The organism is Pontibacter litorisediminis, assembly GCF_029360645.1.
GTDB lineage: Bacteria > Bacteroidota > Bacteroidia > Cytophagales > Hymenobacteraceae > Pontibacter > Pontibacter litorisediminis.
In genome coordinates, this window is sequence record NZ_JARDUA010000012.1 from 39,338 (window position 1) to 60,081 (window position 20,744).

The 20,744-nt window shown below is 45.1% G+C and carries 21 protein-coding genes; 19 read left to right on the top strand and 2 right to left on the bottom strand.

Going from position 1 to position 20,744, the window contains the following annotated elements; genetic code table 11:
- Positions 1 to 40: 40 nt before the first annotated feature.
- Positions 41 to 1,609 (bottom strand): RNA-binding domain-containing protein, encoded by a 1,569-nt coding sequence (locus PXG97_RS21300; RefSeq protein ID WP_276499873.1) that lies wholly within the window; start codon positions 1,607 to 1,609, stop codon positions 41 to 43.
- 385 nt (positions 1,610 to 1,994) lie between these two features.
- Between PXG97_RS21300 and PXG97_RS21305 the strand changes: the two genes are divergently transcribed.
- From PXG97_RS21305 to PXG97_RS21345, 9 genes are all read left to right on the top strand, one after another.
- Positions 1,995 to 4,748 carry an ATP-binding protein gene (locus tag PXG97_RS21305; protein ID WP_276499874.1) on the top strand — a complete coding sequence of 918 codons (2,754 nt, stop codon included), beginning with the start codon at positions 1,995 to 1,997 and terminating at the stop codon, positions 4,746 to 4,748.
- A 24-nt stretch (positions 4,749 to 4,772) separates the two neighbouring features.
- The gene (locus PXG97_RS21310) at positions 4,773 to 6,254 is read left to right on the top strand and encodes an argonaute/piwi family protein (RefSeq protein ID WP_116541373.1); all 1,482 of its coding nucleotides are present in this window, start codon (positions 4,773 to 4,775) and stop codon (positions 6,252 to 6,254) included.
- 532 nt (positions 6,255 to 6,786) lie between these two features.
- Positions 6,787 to 7,482, top strand: a complete 696-nt coding sequence (locus PXG97_RS21315; RefSeq protein ID WP_276499875.1) for a recombinase family protein — start codon at positions 6,787 to 6,789, stop codon at positions 7,480 to 7,482.
- A gap of 958 nt (positions 7,483 to 8,440) precedes the next feature.
- Positions 8,441 to 9,523, top strand: coding sequence for a replication initiation protein (locus PXG97_RS21320; RefSeq protein ID WP_276499876.1), 1,083 nt, complete (start codon positions 8,441 to 8,443; stop codon positions 9,521 to 9,523).
- Positions 9,524 to 10,393: 870 nt separating this feature from the next.
- Positions 10,394 to 11,152: a ParA family protein gene (locus PXG97_RS21325; RefSeq protein ID WP_276499877.1), complete on the top strand. Its 759-nt coding sequence runs from the start codon at positions 10,394 to 10,396 to the stop codon at positions 11,150 to 11,152.
- A 61-nt stretch (positions 11,153 to 11,213) separates the two neighbouring features.
- Positions 11,214 to 11,501: a hypothetical protein gene (locus tag PXG97_RS21330; protein WP_276499878.1), complete on the top strand. Its 288-nt coding sequence runs from the start codon at positions 11,214 to 11,216 to the stop codon at positions 11,499 to 11,501.
- Entirely contained in the window at positions 11,498 to 11,824 is a 327-nt protein-coding gene (locus tag PXG97_RS21335) for a GIY-YIG nuclease family protein (protein WP_276499879.1), read from the top strand. Before PXG97_RS21330 ends, PXG97_RS21335 begins: the two co-directional genes overlap by 4 nt.
- A gap of 367 nt (positions 11,825 to 12,191) precedes the next feature.
- Positions 12,192 to 12,605 carry an antitoxin VbhA family protein gene (locus PXG97_RS21340; protein ID WP_276499880.1) on the top strand — a complete coding sequence of 138 codons (414 nt, stop codon included), beginning with the start codon at positions 12,192 to 12,194 and terminating at the stop codon, positions 12,603 to 12,605.
- A complete protein-coding gene (locus PXG97_RS21345) occupies positions 12,605 to 13,222 on the top strand; it encodes a Fic/DOC family protein (protein ID WP_276499881.1) in 618 nt (205 codons plus the stop codon). Before PXG97_RS21340 ends, PXG97_RS21345 begins: the two co-directional genes overlap by 1 nt.
- A gap of 118 nt (positions 13,223 to 13,340) precedes the next feature.
- Here PXG97_RS21345 and PXG97_RS21350 read toward each other — a convergent pair whose 3' ends face one another.
- Positions 13,341 to 13,481 carry a hypothetical protein gene (locus PXG97_RS21350; protein WP_276499882.1) on the bottom strand — a complete coding sequence of 47 codons (141 nt, stop codon included), beginning with the start codon at positions 13,479 to 13,481 and terminating at the stop codon, positions 13,341 to 13,343.
- A gap of 322 nt (positions 13,482 to 13,803) precedes the next feature.
- Here PXG97_RS21350 and PXG97_RS21355 point away from each other — a divergent pair, with 322 nt between their 5' ends.
- The 10 genes from PXG97_RS21355 to PXG97_RS21400 form a co-directional block, all read left to right on the top strand.
- Entirely contained in the window at positions 13,804 to 14,223 is a 420-nt protein-coding gene (locus PXG97_RS21355; RefSeq protein ID WP_276499883.1) for a plasmid mobilization protein, read from the top strand.
- A gap of 84 nt (positions 14,224 to 14,307) precedes the next feature.
- Positions 14,308 to 14,883, top strand: a complete 576-nt coding sequence (locus tag PXG97_RS21360; protein WP_276499884.1) for a relaxase/mobilization nuclease domain-containing protein — start codon at positions 14,308 to 14,310, stop codon at positions 14,881 to 14,883.
- 7 nt (positions 14,884 to 14,890) lie between these two features.
- Positions 14,891 to 15,532, top strand: coding sequence for a ParA family protein (locus tag PXG97_RS21365; RefSeq protein WP_276499885.1), 642 nt, complete (start codon positions 14,891 to 14,893; stop codon positions 15,530 to 15,532).
- Between the two features lie 94 nt (positions 15,533 to 15,626).
- A complete protein-coding gene (locus PXG97_RS21370; RefSeq protein ID WP_276499886.1) occupies positions 15,627 to 15,983 on the top strand; it encodes a hypothetical protein in 357 nt (118 codons plus the stop codon).
- A gap of 68 nt (positions 15,984 to 16,051) precedes the next feature.
- The gene (locus PXG97_RS21375; RefSeq protein WP_276499887.1) at positions 16,052 to 16,423 is read left to right on the top strand and encodes a hypothetical protein; all 372 of its coding nucleotides are present in this window, start codon (positions 16,052 to 16,054) and stop codon (positions 16,421 to 16,423) included.
- 22 nt (positions 16,424 to 16,445) lie between these two features.
- A complete protein-coding gene (locus PXG97_RS21380; protein WP_276499888.1) occupies positions 16,446 to 16,742 on the top strand; it encodes a DUF4134 domain-containing protein in 297 nt (98 codons plus the stop codon).
- Between the two features lie 4 nt (positions 16,743 to 16,746).
- On the top strand, positions 16,747 to 17,040 hold the full coding sequence (locus tag PXG97_RS21385; RefSeq protein WP_276499889.1) for a DUF4133 domain-containing protein: 294 nt from the start codon (positions 16,747 to 16,749) through the stop codon (positions 17,038 to 17,040).
- A 54-nt stretch (positions 17,041 to 17,094) separates the two neighbouring features.
- Complete coding sequence (locus PXG97_RS21390) at positions 17,095 to 19,563, top strand: TraG family conjugative transposon ATPase (protein WP_276499890.1); 2,469 nt, start codon at positions 17,095 to 17,097, stop codon at positions 19,561 to 19,563.
- Positions 19,514 to 20,188: a plasmid transfer protein gene (locus PXG97_RS21395; RefSeq protein WP_276499891.1), complete on the top strand. Its 675-nt coding sequence runs from the start codon at positions 19,514 to 19,516 to the stop codon at positions 20,186 to 20,188. Before PXG97_RS21390 ends, PXG97_RS21395 begins: the two co-directional genes overlap by 50 nt.
- A gap of 4 nt (positions 20,189 to 20,192) precedes the next feature.
- On the top strand, positions 20,193 to 20,744 hold a 552-nt coding region (locus PXG97_RS21400; protein ID WP_276499892.1), incomplete at its 3' end, for a hypothetical protein.

A 20,744-nucleotide genomic window follows, 5' to 3' on the forward strand; every position in this document is an offset into this window, starting at 1 on the left:
GTAGTTCGGAAGTCAAAATAGTAAGGTGCTGTTAACAGGTCTACTGCTTTAGCTGCTGCTTCAGCAACTCTCGTCCCTTCTCTGTTGTAATATACTGCTGCAAGGGGCTGCTGGGCCGGTCTTTGATAGTCTGGTCTAATAGCCCCTTCTCTAATAAAGGATTTACATAGCGTCTCACGTTGTCTGTGTGGTTAGCCAGGCCCACCCCCTTCTCCAGGATGTCTTTACGCTTAGCTGGTTTAAGCGCATAACTCAGAATCTTCATATGCTCTGGTTCCAATTCCCTTGCCAGCTCTTCTTCAACTTGGTCGCTAACTTGGTCGCTAACTTGGTCGCCCCCGACTAAGCTGTCTTCTATAAAGGCAGGATGGCAGAAAAGCTCTACTTCGAAAAAGGTGCGGTCTTCATCTGTTCTAAAAGTAGGTGCAGGAGACCCGTTGTTTTCCAGTACCCTTTTGATGGTAGGGATGCCAGTGGCCCTGCCCTCCGTCAAGTCCAGTTCCTTTAGAAAATCGCCCAGGCGGCGGTTACGGTAGCGGCGTGGCCTGATGCGCCCGCTATTCAGATCCTCCTGCCGGATAGAGCGGTCCGGCCCGCCGTAGTTAAGAATCACAATGGAGTCTGGTGTCATCCGAATCTCCACCTGTTCCCGGACGAGGTAGTCCCGGTGGTACAAGGCATTGGCTACGGCTTCCTCCAGGGCCGCGTAAGGGTAATTCCACACGCGCACGGCCTCCGCCTTTCCTGGCTGCTTTATGACCTTTTCCCTTAGGAAATTGGTCTGCAGCAAATCCAGCGTCTTCCGGATCATGTCAGGTACCGGGCCTGTGATTTTGGGAAACTCTGTAAATTCTGAGTGCCCCTCCCCCTTCGGGAAATACACTACGTCTACCCAGGAGGCGGGGAAGAACTTTTCCGGATGCTCATTGAACATCATCAGCGCCACGTTGCGTGGGAATCGGTGCTCTGCAGGGCCCTCCACCAGTAGCATCTGCTCCAGTACTTCCGCTTTGGAACGCTGTTCTGTCCATTCAAACAGTCTACTCTCCACTTTTCGTAGGTGGTCCTGCACCAGTACCATGGACACATCGTCTAAGCTTGCATGGGTGTTTGGGCGGTCATCGAAGGGCACCTGGTTAGCCAGACTGATGAGCTCCTGCTGGGTCTCCTGGTCCGCCTTGACAGAGTTAGCGTAGCGGCGGACGTAGTAGAAGTGTCTTTTCTGATTGGCCGTAATCTGCTCCGGCACCTCATAGGGACGGTTAGAGCCGCCCGGCGCCCAAATCACCAGGATCTGCTGCCCGTCCACCTCTTCAAGAAAGACCTTTGGGCTGTAAAGAGGCCTGATCAGGTTGTTGAAGCCGATCATCTTCCTTTGGATTTCGGCGATCTCTGTTACAGAAAGTCCTTTTACTGGTCGCTTGGCCACTCCATCTTCCTCTATTATACCAACGATGATATATCCACCACCTGTGTTCTCAAAATCATTAGCGAAGGCGCAAATAGATCGATAAATAGCATCAGGGTTCCATCCCTCTTTAAATTCAATCCGATCTGACTCTACGGAACGATGATGTAATAGGTCTTCAATATTGATATGTAGTGGCATAAGGTAAAAATAATACTGCAGGTCGGTACTAACAAAATTGAATAAATATAGAATGATTCTTGGACTGTAACAGTAGCTACTAATTCTTTACAGGCAGCCACTGAAGTAACAGATATGCGTGGGTATTTCAGAGAGAAAAGCCTGTTCTTCCAATGCTGCGAGAATCTTTTCGTAACACCTTTAAGTAAAGTAATCCTTTAATTAAATGTTTAAGAAGCTTTTTTCTATTTCCGCAGTATAAGTATAGAAAATTTCATTCTCTATTTTGTTATTAAAACTTATCTCTAAACATTTATCTTAAAAATTTCACAATTCACTACTATCATAGTATTTTGCTTACGGTCTATCACATTAGCAGGAAACTGTACTACTGTATATTTAAGTTATGGTGAATCTCACTCCCGCCAGCCCAGGTAATATTCTTTCTTTGTTTCATGAACCTGTAAAGCCAGTGTTTCTTTTAGGTGCTGGCGCGTCCAAAACCTCTGGTATACCTCTTGCTGGGGAGGTGACGGAGAAAATTATTCGAACGGCCTACTGTAGAGATCAGGGTTACCCTACTAATTACCCTATGGTGCAAAGAAGCGACTGGGTTCCTTGGGTAAAGGAATTTCCCTGGTATAATACATCTGTATCAGCAACGGAAAACTATCCTATTGTTGTTGATGAACTTCTACGCCCTCAAAGTGTAAGGAGAGAGTTTTTTCTTGAACTCGTTAATCCTTCTGGAATTAGCCCTAGTATTGGATATGATGCTCTAGCAGAAATGCTACAAAACAAGCTTGTTGATATTGTTTTGACAACAAACTTCGACAACTGCCTTGGTAATGCAATGACATATAAAAAACAAATATTAATTCCAATTAAAACGAATAATGACTATGTCCAGTTTTCTTTAACACCAAAATTTCCCTTAGAAATATACCTTCATGGATCGGTAGAACATTATTCTGACAAGAATATAGTAGAAGAAGTACAGTCTCTTTCAGCTGATACTGTTGAAAAAATGCAACCTTTGTTAAGAGACCATCCTTTAGTTGTTGTTGGATACAGAGGCGGCGAACCTTCTATTACTAAAAGTCTTTTAATAGATAGTTTAGAATATACTAATAATTTTAAAAATGGAATATGGTGGTGCTTACTTAAGCAAGAAAAACCAGAGAACTGCCCACCATTGGTATTAGAATTAGCAGAAAAATGCGGCGGAAATTTTCGTTTCGTTCATATAGATGGATTTGATCAATTATTAGATAAGGATTTGTGGCAGCGGCTTAAGCCTTCCCTTAATAGGATTGCATTAAAACCAACTTTGATAACTCATAATAGCTCTGGCAACTCATCTCCAACTTTTGATACCCAACCTGTTGTTAAAGCAACTGAAGAGGAGTTGGAGTGGTCATTAATTCAAGAAAGAATAATAGAATACAGCAATAGGCTTGATATCTATTTGCCAAGCTCTTTAGGAAAAGAAAGATTAAGGCAGGAAATGCTTAATAGACATCTTGCTGTGTATCAAGAAGGGGTTTTCAAGCTCACTTCTGCTGGGTGTCTCTTATACACATCCTTACCTCAATATCATTTCCCTGATGCAGTAGTACTTTTTTCTCTAACAGGGCCCGATGGCTGGAAAAGGGAAATCTCGGCAAAGCTTTTAGATGATGATGATTCAGAAGTTCAAAACTTTCAAAGAATGATAAAGGGCAACCTTTGGAGGCAGCTAAATGAAGTGATGGATTCTCTTGCCCTTATTAACAGAGCCTATCGCTTAAAGGGTGAATCATCCGAAACAGTATATCCTTACCCTCCTTTAGCGATTAAGGAAATTATAGTTAATGCTCTAGTTCATAGAGACTATTCAAAGTCAGGTAAAGTAGAAATAGAAGTAACTCCTCATTACATAAAGGTAATTAGCCCTGGAGGATTAACTGAGGAGGTAAAGCTTCAAGTTGCTTCAAATTCCATCGAAGATGAAATTGTAAAGAATGGTCGTAGAGGTATAAAGGGTTATAGGAACCCTATTCTAGCTGATATATTCTATGGCTCTGGAGCGATGGATAAAGCTGGCTCCGGATTATCAGACGTTTATCGTTGGATGAATGAGAATGAAAGTACAGTTACTTTTGGGCCTTCTCAGGATAACGAAACCTTCGAGGTTACACTCTATGGACGCCAAGACATAGTTGATAGTTTAACTAAAACTGCATCCCCACTCAAGACTACTACAGTTAAGTATGCAGCCAATATTTTAGAGTTAGTGAACATACCACAACAAATTTGGTCTGCTTCTAGCACTCGTTCAAGTAAAAAAGAAATATGGAAGGCTCTTTCTGATAAATGGCACCCGCAGTTTGTTTACTACGGTGGCAGAGTTTGGACATTTTTTGATTTAAATCAACGCAATAGTCCTTTGAAGTCTGTTATAGATTTTGGAACAGTTGAAGTTTATGACCTTGAGGATTTTATATCAATTGAAAACGGAAAACTTTTCACTCAACTTGTCAACTTAAATATTGAGGAGCATTTTAGCTCATTAGGTCTTAGAATTGATAAAAAGCGACATAGAGCGTACTTCCCAAGATTGAAGGAGGAAGGATCTCGTACCCAAAGCTATCAAGCAAGGTTTAAAAAAGCGACTAGAACTGTCGCTAAGCCTCGGACATCATCCTCAACAGGAAAAATACTGTATTGGGAGCACCAAGCTATAAGTTATAAGTTTGAAAAATTTGGCCATTCATATGGCCTGTTTATAAACCCTAGCTATGTTTTCACAATAGAAGGTTGGAAAAAACTTCTTGCTTCTGATAAAGTTAACAAACTATCTACAAAAAAAGCCGCCCGGGATTATAATATGACTGTACTTAATGCACTCATATTTTGGTCAAGGTTTATTGCTGGTAATGAAGATTCTTACTCTTTCGAATTAAAGCCTAATATTAGAAGGTTTGGAGATGATTCTTCGAGATATTCTCTTCCTCGTTTAGGATTTTCAGCTATACTACCTGTTACAAGTATTAATGATGTTTCGATTGAAGGCCATGACTTTATAGAACCCGAAGAGAATAGTAACCTCCTAGAAGCGGTAGATCAAGAGCTGGAAAACTTGCTTAAAGAGTTTCTTGACACCGATGATAACCTTTAGCACAAACACTATAACAACTTATCAATGTCTATAAGCGTCCGTTTACACGAGTTGCCAGAACCATTACTAGAGTTTGGTGGCGCAGGTGAGTTTACTGATCCTAAAGTTGGTTTAAGAGAGGCAGGACCATATGACCTAAGATTCGGAAATGCAGCCAGAAATACAAATATAAGATTAGGCTTAGTTGGCCCACAGGCAATGCTTCTGAAAGCTAGGAACTGGTTTAGCACTTGTATGGGGCATATTGAATCAACTATGAAGAATATAGATCAATATCCCCACTATCCTGGCTTTGAATCAGTATTTAGATGTTCTTTATCTCTAAGCTCTAGATGGGAGAATACTATCAGTGAAACATCCCTTAAAGAAGCTATTTCAGAAAAAGTGGATGCGTTAGCTTTTGAAAAAGTTCTGCAGTTATATAGTGACGCCATTAAACGTTTAGCTTCTCAGGAGTTTTCTAAACCTCATGTAATTATTTGCTGCTTACCTGAGGAAGTTATAAACAGATGCTGGAGTATTAAGAATCAAGTTGTTAAACATACTAGCAAAGCAAAAAAAATAAGTCAGCAGCTGAATTTATTTGAAGTATTACCAGAAGTAGAAGAAACAGCAGAAGACTTACTAAATCGAGACTTTAGACGAGCACTAAAAGCAAAGGCAATGGAATGTCAAATTCCAATACAGATTGGAAGGGACAGGCTATTTGTAGGTGTTGAGAGAGGTGGACAGGATGCTGCTACTAGAGCTTGGCATAGCAGCATTGCCATATATTATAAAGCTGGAGGAATACCTTGGCGACTCAGAAGCAATGGGCCAGAAACCTGTTATGTAGGAATAAGTTTTCACCATTTGTACACTACTACAAATCGCCACTTAGTACGATCATGTATTGCTCAGGCTTTTTCATCCGATGGAGAGGGATTTGCTATTAGAGGAGCAAATATTCCTTGGGATGCTAAGCAAGATCGGAATGTTCATTTAACAGAAAAACAAGCATATGAGATGGGAGAGAAAATTCTGGAAAACTATAGTGACAGGACAGGAATGACTCCTCAAAGAGTTGTGATACATAAAACATCAGCATTTAATGAGGACGAGACAGAAGGTTTCAGAACAGCCCTAGCTAATATTCCTATTGTTGAGCTAATCAACCTTGCTCCAACAGATCTAAGACTTGTAAGACATGGGGAGTATCCTCCCAAAAGAGGAACATTATGCATAGTAAATGAAGCAAATTCCTATTTATTTACGACAGGGTTTATGCCTTCTTTGGGAACTTACCCTGGTCCACATATCCCGGCACCGCTACAAATAAAGTCTGACCAGCCTATAGATGTCGAGAAGGTCGCGATAGATGTTTTAAGTTTGGCTAGAATGAACTGGAATACATCCAGTACAACAAGTGGCTTTCCAGTAACTCTTTTTTTTGCAAGGCAAGTTGGCGGAATTATGGCAGAATACGGAGACAGAGAACCTCATACCTCTTTTAGATACTACATTTGAAGCAAGAGGTGCTTACTCTGGGAATTCAGGACTAGAAGGAATTACCCTGTCTCAGAGCCGCTTGAAAGATGGGTATGTAACGTAATCTTTATCTTTTTACATATTTAATAATTGCGGATTCCTGCTTCCTGTCTTCCCTACTTTTTCAATTCGCGCTTCATGGAGCAAAGCATAAGTTAGTGAAGTGGCAGGTATAACTATATGTATATCTAAAGTCAAGGTGCACCTCCTTTGATCTCTTGGTGTTTGCAGGATTGTCGTAACCTTGCTCTTTTGCTAGAACACTGGATGTTCCACGGGCAAAATGCGAGCAATGAAAAAAGCTAGAACGTCCCAGCTAGTATTTTTCACAAAAGCCTCCCTCCTGCTCATCACTTCGCACGAAAAGGGACAATAGTTAGTGAATCAGGAGACAACGCCAGGTGCAGTTTCACACTTTTGTGTACCTATAACGTTTTACAAACGCACGTTTGTAAAAGGTTATAGGTATCTTTGCCCCCGAGTTTCACCTATATAATAAGGAGTAGCGAAGATGAAGTACGTGGCCTACTACCGGGTCTCCACCAAGAAGCAGGGCCAGAGCGGGCTGGGCCTGGACTCGCAGCGCGAGATGGTGAAGGGTTTCCTGAAGGCCGGCGACATGCTCCTTGCCGAGCACATCGAGGTGGAGAGCGGCAAGAAGAACGATAGGCCTGAGCTGGAGGCGGCCATTGCCCTGGCCAAACGGGAGCAGGCCCAGCTGCTGATTGCCAAGCTGGACCGCCTCAGTCGTAATGCCGGGTTTATCTTCAGGCTGCGCGACAGCCACGTGGACTTTCTTGCCGTGGACATGCCCGACGCCAATACCCTGACCATTGGTATCTTCGCCGTGCTGGCCCAGCATGAGCGGGAGTTGATCAGTACCCGGACCCGGGCCGCACTCCAGCAAAAGAAACTGCAGGGTTTTGCCCTGGGTACGCCGGAGAACCTGACCCATGGAGCCAGGACCAAGGGGCTCCAGGTGCGTCAGGAAAACGCGGCCTCGCACAAAGCCAACCGGCAGGCCACGGAACTGATCCAGATGTATCGGGAAAAGGGTATGGCTTACCAAGATATCGCTGATCGTCTGAATAGCTATGGGTTTACGACACGACGCGGGAAAAAATTCTTTTCTATTACGGTGCAAAGACTACATGTCCGCCTCCAGCGTTCACTCTACTCAAATTCTGCTGAAGAACGGAATAAGTAAGATGTATCAATACTGAGGACTCTTCCTTACCTCTACAAAGTCTATAGTCATGGCAGGACGCCTCTCCCCTACCTGTTCTCCGCTGTGAGTTTTCCTAACTCTTGCTTTAAAGAATAAACGATAACGTTGTTGAACTTTGAAAAGAGGGCTACATGATCTATCCTGAATCTGCTGAACGTATTCCTTGGCTCTTATATGTACTGCTTTTCAAAAAGCGAGAAGCGAATAATTATGGTTGCTAAATTATTTTATAATAGCCTAATAATCAATTACATAAAATATACAAAAGCACGTTTTTCTTGAACTAGGATGAAAGGATATATGTACTAAATCCCACTACGCCAGAACCGATTATTCTATGGTATTGTCTTTTACATGTACTCCTGTCATAAAAGGTATTTCAGCATCTTGTAAGCCCTTTTTATTAAATATAATCTCCTCATTATAAGCATTTTAAGTGCGCATATTTAATTTAAAACATAGGCGTTATCTGCAGTATACATGTACAAAATCCCACTGCGGAAGTCTACTTTATTATCTATCCCAGAGGCCTTAAATTGATGCATTATATGTACAGAATCCCACTCCCTTGAATCATTTTAAGTTATTTCTAATACATTGGATTCAAAAAAGATGTAAAAAGAACTAAGTTCTCTTTATTTTATTTTTTTATTTTATACTATTATTACTTATTAACATAGGGGTAACTACTTGAAAGCAAGTTGATTAAAGCCAAATAGCTGTACATAATCCCACTAGAAGCTGTACAAAATCCCACCTTATATGTACAGAATCCCATCTTGGTATGTACACCATCCCAAAAACACATGGTCAGAATCCCATATATGTACAGAATCCCACTTCCGCGTGCTTCAGTAAGAGAAGCCGACGGATTTAGATCCATATATGTACTACTTATAAATATAATACATATATTTAGACAGTTAAACTTTTTGCTATGAGTGACCTGCTAAATATTCCTGTAAGACAGCCTAACAAGATTGTTACACAGCATAATAACCTAATAAATAGTTATTTCGATATTCCAACGGTGCAGTTACGGGCTTTCATTTATGCCTTGGGGCATATACATAAAGACGATAAGGAACTTACCCATGTAAAAATCCCAATAGACGCGCTCTATGCATCGAAAGGAGGAAGAAATTTCAAACAGGTGGCAAAACTGGCGACAGAGCTGCAGGAAATCAAATTCAAGGTAGAAAGCCAATCTCCTGATAAAACAGGGAAGATGAAGAGAAACTATCTGAGCATGGTGATCTTTCCAACGGTAAGCTACACTCAGGATAGCAAGTACATCATTACCAAGATCAATAATGACCTGGCCCCCTACTTACTGGACTTGAAGGGTAACTACACCCAGGCCGAGTTGGAGCAGCTGTTAAGCCTTAAAACCATACAGGCTTACAGAATCTATATGTTTATCAAGCAGGGGCTATTCAGGGATAAACCAACAACTATAAAATACAAGCAATTACGGTTGATGCTGGGACTGGATCTGGAGCTGAATGAGGATGAAGCCAAAAGATCGGGTTTACCGGAAGGGGAAAGAATAAGGATCGTAAAGTACCCGCTGTTTGCAGAGTTCAAAAGGCGTATTTTAGATACAGCTAAGGAAGAACTTATGGATACCGATATGGCCTTTGATTATAAGATAAATAAAAAAGGCCGGAACGCAGACTCCATTACCTTTTATTTAGTCAAGACGATCAGTGTATTACCTTCCGCTGCTCCGGACTCTGCAAATGCAGCCCCGAAGGCATTGCAGCAAAACTTATTCTCCTCCTCCCCTACCCCATCTAGTGGGACAGACAAAGTCACCGCTAATGCTATCCGAATTATGAGGGATAAATATGGGTTTACAGAAGATCAAATAAAAAATTATATCAGCCAGCTCCCTCCTATAATCATCACGAAAGCTAATAACTGGTTTTCCACAAATAGAAACACTCTCACTTTTACCTCGGAATCAGAATGGTTTGCCAAACACTTGGACAACAAGATTGCGAAGAACACAAAATAAAGAACCCTGCTAATGGTATGCGCAGTACATCTACAGCTAAAGTTAATAAACTTAATATCTTGAAGTGAATTATTAAACTTAATAAAGTTAATAAATTACTAACTGTTAAGTGAAATGAAATACCTAGAGCATGTCTCAGGAGCCGTTGCCCTGGGTACAACAATAGCCAGCAAAGCAACGTGTTTGCCACACTCTAGCTTTTCTACTTTCAACTAGCCCGCTCATGCGCCTCTGATGCTACGATACCCGGCGGTGCAGGGCATGTAGTTAAATTCTACTTGTCAGCTTCTTCCCTTTCCTGATAGCCAATCTGGCAGTGGGATACCTGGCTTCGATACGTTCTTTTAAACCTTTGTCTTATATGCAAGATAAAATTGCTCGCCAAGTAACCTGGGTCTTTTACTGACCCAGGTTACTTGGCGAGTTTGGGTAACGCTTGAAGTTAGAACAAGCTCTAAACAAACCACCTGACTGCTGTTCATGCCCGGCTTTGCAAAGGCTATGACTTCTTATAAAATGGTTTATTAAAAGTGAGTATATTATTAATAGTATTTTTTATTAACAATTTATTAACTGTTAATAAATTGTAATTCGTGGAAGAGTTGCTGCGACTATGAATGCAGTGCCACAGGAGCGTGTAGTTGAGCTTTCCAGTCAACAAAGTTAATAAAGACAATAAAATTAATAATAGCAAAGAGGTCCATGCTTATAGAACGCTTCTTTCGGGATGTTTTTAATAAAACTTAATAAAGTAAAGCCTCTGAATAATTTGTTAATATTGACTAGACTTAATATACTTACAAGATTAGTAATGTTAGCAATAATTAATAAATTGATAATAGTTAATAAAATTAATAATTTAAGAGCCGTATGACGAAAGTGATATCTATTGTAAATGCAAAGGGGGGGGTGGCGAAAACGACCAGCGCACTAGGGATTGGATACGCTTTGAAGGAAATGGGGAAGCAGGTGTTGCTTGTGGATCTAGATGCGCAGGCTAATTTAACAACTTCCGTGGGCATCTCTTCCAGAGAGGAGTGGAATATATCTGATGCGCTTTTGGATAACTGTAAAATCACGGCCGTTATTCGCGATGCAAACGGAGTAGACATTGCCTACTCTGGGCACTCCCTGATATCAAGAGAGAATGCAGTTGCGCATTCCGTTGCTGGAGCTGCTAAGTTACGGTCAGTCCTAAAGAAGGTGAAGGATAAGTATGACTACGTGATCATTGACTGTCCGCCATCATTGGGTATCTACACAGTAAATGCTTTGATCGCCTCAGATGAAGTATATATACCGATGGCTGCTGAACCTTTCGCTTGGAAAGGACTGGATAAAATGTTGGAAACAATTGACATCATTGTGGAAGAAGAGCTGAACCCAAAGCTTAAATTAGGAGGGTTGTTCTTTACCAATCATTCTAAAAATGCCCAGACAATCTTGGGTAAAACCATTGTGAAGGAAGCACAGGAACAGTTAGGAGACAAAGTTATGCGAACGGCAATACGTACGAACGTGGCTTTAAACGAATGCCTGGTGATGAGCCAGGATGTGTTTTCCTATGCGCCTGATTCTAATGGGGCAAAAGATTACAGGGAGTTAACGCAAGAGATTATTAATAAATAATAATTTATTAATAGTTAATAAAGTATTATGTTTGTGTGACTAAAAATAGAATACCTCTTTTATGGCAACTAAAGATTCAAAGCGGTTTGATAACGTACTAGGTAAGCTTCATGGTGTAAGGGCCGCTGAGTCAGCCACTGATCCTGCGGAGGGGGAGGTGCCTGTACCTGTGCCCCCCAAGCGAAAGAAAGAATCCAACAGGAAACGCATCACTTTCTTTGTAGATGAGGTGCTGGAAGACTACATCGACAAAGGTACCCTGCATGAGATGTACAGAAGCAAATCCGATTTCGTGGAGTACATTCTAAAGGAATACTTTAAGGGTAAACCGTACCTCAAGAACAGATGATTCAAGCTGATTCCAAAATACTCAGCAGGAGAGAGGTGCTTCGGGAATACAGGCACCTGCGGTATGTGCGGGACAACACATCCTACTTCCTGTATTTTATTATGGAGGCGGGTGTCTGTGTGTATGTAGGGGAGACGAGCAACATCTTCTGGCGTATGGCCAAGCACAAGGCCAAGTGTACGGAGGCCTCTCAGATCTACCTGCAGGAATACGAGAACAAGGAACAGGTTTTGCGCCTGGAGCGGCACTACATCCAAACCCTAAAACCAAAGTTCAACAACCGCTTCTGCCAGGAAGGCCAGTTGGAGCTTTTTGCTGCTTGAATTCGGCGAGGAAGAAAGGTGAGGTAGAAGAGTATTAGCTAGTTATATTAAGGTGATACCCAGTATCACTGACTACCTCTGCAAGCTGCAATATGAAATAGCCAATACCTCAACTCCAATAAGCTACTACACCGTTAGCAAAAGAATGCTTTAATCTGCTTTGAACAGAAGTACAGACTTTGGAGGGAGAAACTTATTGAGAGCGGACTTTATGATAGCTGCCATAGATTGTGCTTATGTACAAGGGATCTTAAGTGGAGCCACCGCATTCCGGCATCAAAGTTATAAGGGCACGTAATGGTCATTTACCTTGTTATAAACATAGCATTACAGGTACCTTGTTAAGGTTTGGAGCGTAAAAAAACACATGATAAAATTAACAGCAAACTTAGGGGATGGCACGACGATCACCATCGAGAACTTACGAGTTAACTCCTCAGAGGAGGAATATCTAGTTAAAGCTATAGAGGCTGCTAATCAGCACAAGCACTATTCAGCTGTTGATTACTTAGACTTTCTGCATAAGCAACTGAATAGCCATCGTCTCATTACTAAGCAGCGCAAGGCGCTACAGCTCTTAGAGCAGTATAAGGCACGTTTGGCTAGTATTCCTTTGAACAGCGTTATGGAGCGCAGCAAACATGTTAGGCAAACTAACCATATTGCGGCCTGTGAAGGGTGGGAGCCAACTACCTTTACACATGAATTGGACAAGCTGTGGGTAGAGGGTAAGATTACTTCAGATGAGCAAATTGAGCTGTTTAACCTCATGTACCTATAATGACTGATCCGTACTGCTACTCTGGCACTGATGTACTGATTAATAAATTCAATATCCAAGATAAGGCGCAGCTGGACTTCATAGAGCTTAACCATTGGAGAATGAACCTCAATAAGTTTTCAACTAACCTTAAGGGGCGTCAGACGATAAATCTGGACCTTTGGCAGCGTGTCCACAGGGAAACATTTGGAACGGTCTACACATGGGCCGGTGAGATACGGAGCGTGATGATATCAAAAGGGAATGCAGTGCATGCTGTGCCAAGCATGATTGGTCCCTATGCTAATCACCTTTTCGATGAGCTGAAGGCTGAGAAAGGTCTTAAGGGCGCTGATCTGGAAACATTCCTGCACAGGGGCGCTTACTACCTGGAGGAACTTAATGCTATTCACCCATTCAGAGAGGGTAATACCCGCACCATAAAAGTGCTGTTTTCTATTTTAGCACGCAATGCTGGGTACCGAGTTGATTGGACAAAAATAAGCTCGGCCGACTATAAGCAAGCAGAGAATGTTTCGTTTCAGCCTGGCAGGAAAGATCCACCCCCATTTTACCATCTACTTCAAAAGTCTGTGGAGCCATACCACCCCAAAATGGGAAGGCAGTTTAAGATGTAATACATTCAAAGTATAAATCAAGTGCCTTTATTTTTATCTACTTACTTCAAACATGAAGTAAGTAGAGGCGCCGCCCATTCACTGAGCAAGCGCCTCCCTCTGCCTCTTCGGCAACTGGTTATAGTTTGGTGATCATCGTCACAACCAACCCAACCATCATGCCGGCAAACTCTACCAGTCCCATGCTAACAGCTACCAGCATGATCACCAAAGCTAGCACCAGGCATACGCCTTTTACCAATTTGTTGAAGTCTATCATTTCGTTCTCCTTTCTAGTGCATAATGTGGCGCGCCCTACCATTTTATATATCAGGTTATGCTCAGCCCCTTGGCAGTTATTTTCAATTTTCTTTCAGGCCTCATAGATAAATAGTCGGCAGGTTGGGCAAATGCCCGAAATCGGTGAAAAAAATCAAAATATTTTCTGACAAACCCGACATAGTATAGGATTGGAAATGTGTGCCGGTTAATAAAACAGGTAAGTTTATTTCTGCAGGGGCCGGTTAGTGCGGAATCTGTTTTGCAAGATGTGTTTATGTGGGTACAGAAACCTTTACAGGAGGTGGTGCCGTAGCAGGACTATGGAACAGCAAGGGTATGATGAAAACTGGAAGCCAAAAGGCGGCAGGCCCCGTTCAGAGAACCCGAGAGACAACACCTACAAGATCAGGTTCACCGATGATGAGCGGAAGGATCTGGACACACTCGCGGCTGATGCCGGGTACACCGACCTGAGCGCCTACATTCGCGCCAGACTATTCTCCGGGGACACGGACTATAATCCCAAAGAGTTGTTTGTGGTGGCAAATCGCACAGGCGCAGCCCTTAAAAAGATAGGCACAGACATAAACCAGGTGGCGCGCTACGTGCGGCTACTGGAGAAGCATAATATCCTAAGCGAGCAAGTACTGCAGGACTTCAACAGGAGCTTTGCAGAGCTTATCCAAATTGAAGAAGAGTATGTGAAGGCCATACGCGCCTTCCTTCGTGCAGCAAAGTAAAGTACGCAGTGCGCATTGCGTAACCCGTAAGCCGCAGGCCTTACTGCGCAGTGCGCATTATGCATAACCATAATACCTTCTGCTATGATTGTAAAGATACTTTCCTCTGCCAGCTCCTTCTCGGGGGTGGGCTACAATGAGGAAAAGGTAGAAAGGGGTACAGCCCGATTGCTGGCTGCTGAGAACTTTGGTATGCTCGACATGGAGCGCCTGGTTAACTCAACAGCAGATATCAAAGCCTACCTTCAGCTATGGAGCAAGTCCGCAAACAATGAGAGAAAGGTACACCGGCCGCAGTTCCATGCGGTGATCTCCTGTAAGGGGCATGCCATGGAAGGCGAGGAGCTACTACGTATGGCTGAGCAGTACCTGCAGCGAATGGGCTACAGCCAGAACCCTTACCTAATCTACCTGCATAGTGACACCGTTAACAACCATGTGCATATTGTCTCCTCACGAGTTGACAGTGAAGGGCGAAAGATTGATGACTCCTTTGAGCGGAGGCGTTCGCAAGACATCATTCGGGAGATCTCACAAAGCATAGAAGTGCAGGAGCAGCCAGAGCAGAGCGCAGCCGCTGGGTTGCTGGGCCTGATAGCTTCTGCTGCCAGAAAGCAGGAGGAGGAGCCCCTGCGCCGCAAGAGAAAACTAAACCGCTAACGATACCATGAGAATTGTAATCGCAAACCAAAAGGGAGGAGTGGGTAAATCCACCAGCTGCGTATTGCTGGCCAACTACCTGACCCTTGAGAAAAACGAGGAGGTGGTGCTCTTCGACCTGGATATGCAGGAAACAGTGTTCTCCAAGTGGGAGCGCGACCGTGAGCTGTACGACAATGAGTCGCTGTATGAGGTGCTGAAGATGGAGCTGGAGGAGTACCCCCGCTATGCAGCCGACATAGCAGCATTGAAAGACCAAACGCAGGTCATCATAGACATGCCGGGCAGGTTGGATGACGATGCGATACTTGCCGTTCTGAAAGACGCCGACCTGATCATCTGCCCCATGGCCTACGAGCGCAGCGTGTTTGAGTCATCGCATGTATTTGCCCGGGTGGCACGTCACCTGAACCCCAATAACAAGATCGTGTTTCTGCCTACCAGGCTAAATAAAACCATCAAGTACGAAATCAAAGAGAAGGTACGGCAGGCGCTGGCAAGCTTTGGAGAAATTGCACCGGAAATACCTGAGCGTGTGGCTTTGCAGCGCATCGATACGGTATCAATCGGGGCTGAGGCCAAGGAAATAGTGCAAGAGGCATTTGAATTTATCTACAGCAGCTACCTGAAAGAAAATGCATCACGATAATATTCTAAGGTATTTCTATGATATTTAATTAGTTACAATAATATCACTATATAAAGTATTAAAATATCTCAACCTTTAAACATTGGTTTATCGTATGACTAAAAACAAGAACAATCCAGTACTCGGTAGGATTAAAGAATCCCTGAGAAACGAAAGCCTGCAGGGAGAACCTACCGCACATGAAGCGGCCCCTGATCTAACCAGCATCCTATCAGAGGGAGGTTTCCCTGAGGTGCACCAGGCACTGGAGTCCGCCAAAGCCGAGATGGTATTTGAAAGGCGGAGTGTTTACATCGACAATGAGAGCGCTGAGGTGCTCGATTTGCTCAGGAAGAAGGCAAAAATAAAATCCAGCCTGTTAGTGAGCTTCCTGCTTCGCGAGTTTTTCAGTAAGCATAAGGACTCTATACGACAGCTGATCGATATAAAAAGCAACAGTCTTTTGGACTAGCCGAAGCTTCGCTTGGCGGTGAGGCCGGCCCCTGCATAAAGCATCGTGTTTAACCTAAATATTGAGCTATGGCATGGAGTGTATTTCTTCCGGTTATCCTTTTGGGCTATACAGCCTACTACGCCCTCAACATACTTTACGACCTCATGGCTGGTCGCAGGAAGAAAGGAGCCACAGCTGGCGGCGTGCAGTACAGCGTTGACGATCTGGCCGCCTATGAGGAGGCTCCCACAGAAGTGCCCTATGATCTAGAATACCCCGACGATATTGAAGACCACCAAGAGCAGGTGGAGTACGAAGAAGATGATGAGTTTGAAGAGGAGGAACCAGTCGTACCCATCAGCATAGCTCCAACGCCCACCCTGCAAGTAGAGGGACAGGGCATCCCACTGGAGCAGTTCATCAAAGAAGCAAAGTCTTATTCCAGTTCAATATTCTAATCACAAACCAAAACCGAGCTTTATGAAAAAGAAACTTACACTCTCCGTGTTGGCGATGCTGGCTTTTGTTCAGTCTGGTATGTCTCAGGGCGTAGCAGGTATCGATGCGGCCTCCTCAGAACTCACTACTTACATTGATCCCATCGGTACACTCATCATTGTCATTGGCGCCATTGTAGGCTTCGTAGGCGGCGTGCGCGTGTTCATCAAGTGGAACTCAGGAGACCAGGACACCCAGAAGTCTATCATGGGTTGGATGGGCTCGTGCGTGTTCCTCATGCTGGTAGGCGTGGTTGTCAGGGCATTCTTCGGCGTGTAAGCCTATGAGCCGGGACAGGCAGGCATACAGTTTCAGTGTTTACAAAGGCCTTCAGCAGCCGATAGTGTTTAAAACGCTGAAGGGCCGCTACATCTATTGGGGGCTGGCCAGCATACTGGCTGGCTTCCTGGCGGCCGTCATCCTTACCGTTACCGTCAACTTCCTGACGGGCTTCCTGGCACTGCTGACAGTCTCGCTCTCCGGTCTGCTCTACACCAACAGCAGGCAGAAGAAAGGGCTGCACGCAAAGTCCAGATCCGAAGGAGTGTTTATCGTTCCCGCCCGATACAGGCGCTAGGGCGCAGGCTCTGCCCGCTCTGGTGCCCCAAGGGTATACCAGACTGACCAAGTTATGAAGAACAAGAAATTCCATGTGCCTTACATTGGCGTAGGGCAGCATGACCACCACACCCTTTACCATGAGAATGGCGACCACTCGGCGCTTCTTCGCATCACAAACCCCGTGCTCCAGTATAGTGCTGATGCTTCCGCATACAGCAGCTTTCACCGGCTCTTTGCCAATATTGTCAAGCTGCTCGGGTCAGGCTATACTATTCAGAAGCTAGATGTGTTTGCTCTCAAGCGTTATAGGCCCCGGCGCTCGGAGGACTTCCTGAGCCGGAAATACAACGCTGCTTTTGATGGGAGGGGGTATCGCGACCTAGCAACTTACCTCATCATAACAAAGGACGTAAAGCGGTCTGCCTTCTTTACCTATGACGAGAAGGAGTTCAAAGCCTTCCATCGAAACATCGCAAAAATAGTGGAGCTGCTGGAGGGTAGAGGCCTAGATCCGCACGTGCTGACTGAGCCGGAGATACAGGAGCTTTTAAGGCGACTGCTGGCCTTTGACTTCTCAAATGATGTATTCGGTATCAACAACTTCAGCGCAGAGCCTGAGCTGCTCCGGTCAGGTGAGAAAGTGATAAAAAGCGTATCGCTCATTGATGTGGATGAGATTAACCTACCGTCGGTAATCAGCCCGCACTCCAACATCAGCCAGGGCTTTGATTTGCCGGTGGACCTGCTGCACTTCCTGCACCATGTACCTGCAACGGATTGCGTGGTCTATAACCAGGTGATACAAATACCTGACCAGCGCACAGAATTAGCAAAGCTTACGGCCAAGCGAAAGCGCCACACCTCCATGCCTGACCCAGCCAATGACCTTGCGGTGGAAGACATAGACCAGGTCATGGCTGACATAGCAAAAAATAACCAGCTGCTGGTCTATGGCCACTACAACATCCTGCTTTCATCCACTGAGCAGCGGGTAGACAGGGCGGTGAACTACATTGAGAGCGCGCTGTTCTCCCAGGGCATCATTCCCTCGTACAATGCCTATAACCAGATGGAGTTGTTCAGGGCCATGCTGCCGGGTAACACATCGGAGCTGAAATCATACGACAGGTTTCAAACCACCTCCGATGCTGCGCTGTGCCTGCTGTTCAAGGAGCGGTTGCTTCAGGATGAGGTATCGGGCTTTCAGGTGTACTTCTCAGATCGGCAAGGCATACCCGTAGCCATAGATACCAGTGATGTGCCTATCCAGACCAACCGCATGAACAACCGGAATAAGTTTGTGCTTGGCCCCTCGGGCTCCGGCAAGTCCTTTTTCATGAACCACCTCATCAGGCAGTACGCGCTGCAGGACACCGATGTGATTCTGGTCGATACCGGACATAGCTACAGTGGCCTGTGCCAGTACTACGGCGGCAAGTACATCACCTATTCGGAGGAGCAGCCGATTACCATGAACCCTTTCCGGATCTCCCGGCAGGAGTACAATGAAGAGAAGCGCGAGTTCCTAAAGTCGCTGGTGTGCCTGCTCTGGAAAGGGGCCGACGGCTCGGTGAACCAGATTGAGGACAGTGTGCTCTCCTCAGTCGTGGGGGCTTACTATGAGGACTTTTACCAAATGGGCAGGGATAGTAGCTACCTGAGCTTTCAGTCTTTCTATGACTTCTCCATTGCTAAAATACAGGACATCACAAAAGAGGAGGCCATAGCCTTCGACCTGACCAGTTACCGGTTTATTCTCAAAAAATTCTGCAAGGGCGGGGAGTACGGCCAGATACTCAACAATGAGGTGGATGCTGCGCTATTCGATGAGAAGTTCATTGTTTTCGAGATCGATGCCATCAAGGAGCATAAGATACTTTTCCCGATCACGACCATTATCATCATGGACGTGTTCCTGCAGAAGATGCGCCACAAGCGAAACCGTAAGGCGCTTATCATTGAGGAGGCATGGAAAGCCATCGCCTCGCCTCTTATGGCCGGCTACATACTGTACGTGTACAAGACCGTGCGCAAGTTCTGGGGCGAGGCTGTGGTGGTTACGCAGGAGCTGGACGACATCATAGGCAATGCTGTGGTGAAGAACTCCATCATTAATAACTCCGACACCATTTGCCTACTGGACCAGACAAAGTTCAGAGATAATTTTGAGGAGATAGCCGCGCTGCTCTCGCTTAGCCAGGTGGAGCAAAACAAGATTTTCACCATCAACAACCTAGACAACAAAGAAGGCCGTGGCCGCTTTAAGGAGGTCTACATCAAGCGAGGTGCCACAGGCGAGGTGTACGGTGTGGAAGTATCATTGCATGAGTACCTGACCTACACCACTGAGCGAAGGGAGAAGGAAGCGGTGCAGGCGTATGTCGCCCGACTCGGTGACTTCCGGAAAGCGCTGGATGCATTTGTAAATGACCTGAACCAGTCCGGCCTGAAGCTCAGTGAATTTGTAAACAAAGTAAACTCTTACAGCTATGAAGCAACACCTGTACTTACTGAGCCTGCTACTACTGCTGTGCTGTAGCCACGCACAGGCCCAGCAGGTTGTGTTCGACCCTGCGGTAGTGTCTACGCTCGTGGTAAACCACACAGCGCAGCAGGCGGCCTTAAAAGACATAAAAGAAAAGGAGGGGGAGATCGCGGGCCTGCAACAGAACATTGCCTTTAAGATGATGCAGATAAAGGAGCTGGAGCAAAAGATGTACAACTCGCTTAAGTCTGTTCAGAGCATTGTAGGGCAAAGCAAGAACATTGTGTACGCCTCCCGTATCGCTCAGGACATCGGCAAGTACCAGGGCCAGATGATTGACATCGCCCGCGGTGACAATGAGCTGATGATCATTGCGGCCAAAACAGAGCTGGAGCTGATTAACAGATCGGCAGACCTGTTTACCTATATCTATCAGGTGGCCGTGGTAGGCACTGATGTCAACCTGATGACCAACGCCGACAGGCTCTCGCTGATCAGGCACGTGGTCGATGAGCTGCGCGTGATGCGTGGGCTGGCCTACTCTATCTGCAGGAAGATGCGTGTGGCCAAGTACGCCGGACTTTTTAAGACGCTCAACCCGCTGGGGCTTCGCTACCCTAACAACAGCAAGGCTATCATCAGCTCCCTGATGGATGAGTTTGAAACCCTAAAGAAGTAAGGATATGGCAAAGCAGTGTATACTATCCCTAACTATCCTGCTTAGCACCGCCTGCACAGCCGCAGCTCAGGCCCCGGTATCAATAGTGAACAGCAAGAATACCCGGTACCAGCTGGAGCGCGAGGTGGTAACGCGGTGGGGCAAGTTCAGGCCTAAGTGGTACTTCATGCTCTTTCATAACAAATACAGGAAGGGTGAGGACAGGCGCAACATTCACCAGCTGGCGCCCACTATGATTGCTCTGTGGGGCAATAAGGCCAATACAGAAAAGCAGGAGGAGGAAGTAAGCCAGGTGTATGAACAGGAGTTGTTCAAAGCCGCCGACAGATCACTAAACAAAGGCTATCACCTGCTCTATGCGCCTAAGTTCGATCGGCTTTACCGAGAGCTGGATGCGCTTCAACTGGAGGCAATGTCTGCAGGTGTGGATGCCGACATGATCCTGAAGCTAAGGCAGGCGCGCGAGCGCATTGCAGCCGATGTGGAGATTACGCGCGAAGCCTATGAGGATGATGCTGTAAAAGGCGAAGCCTTCCGCGGCTACCTCAAGGACCTT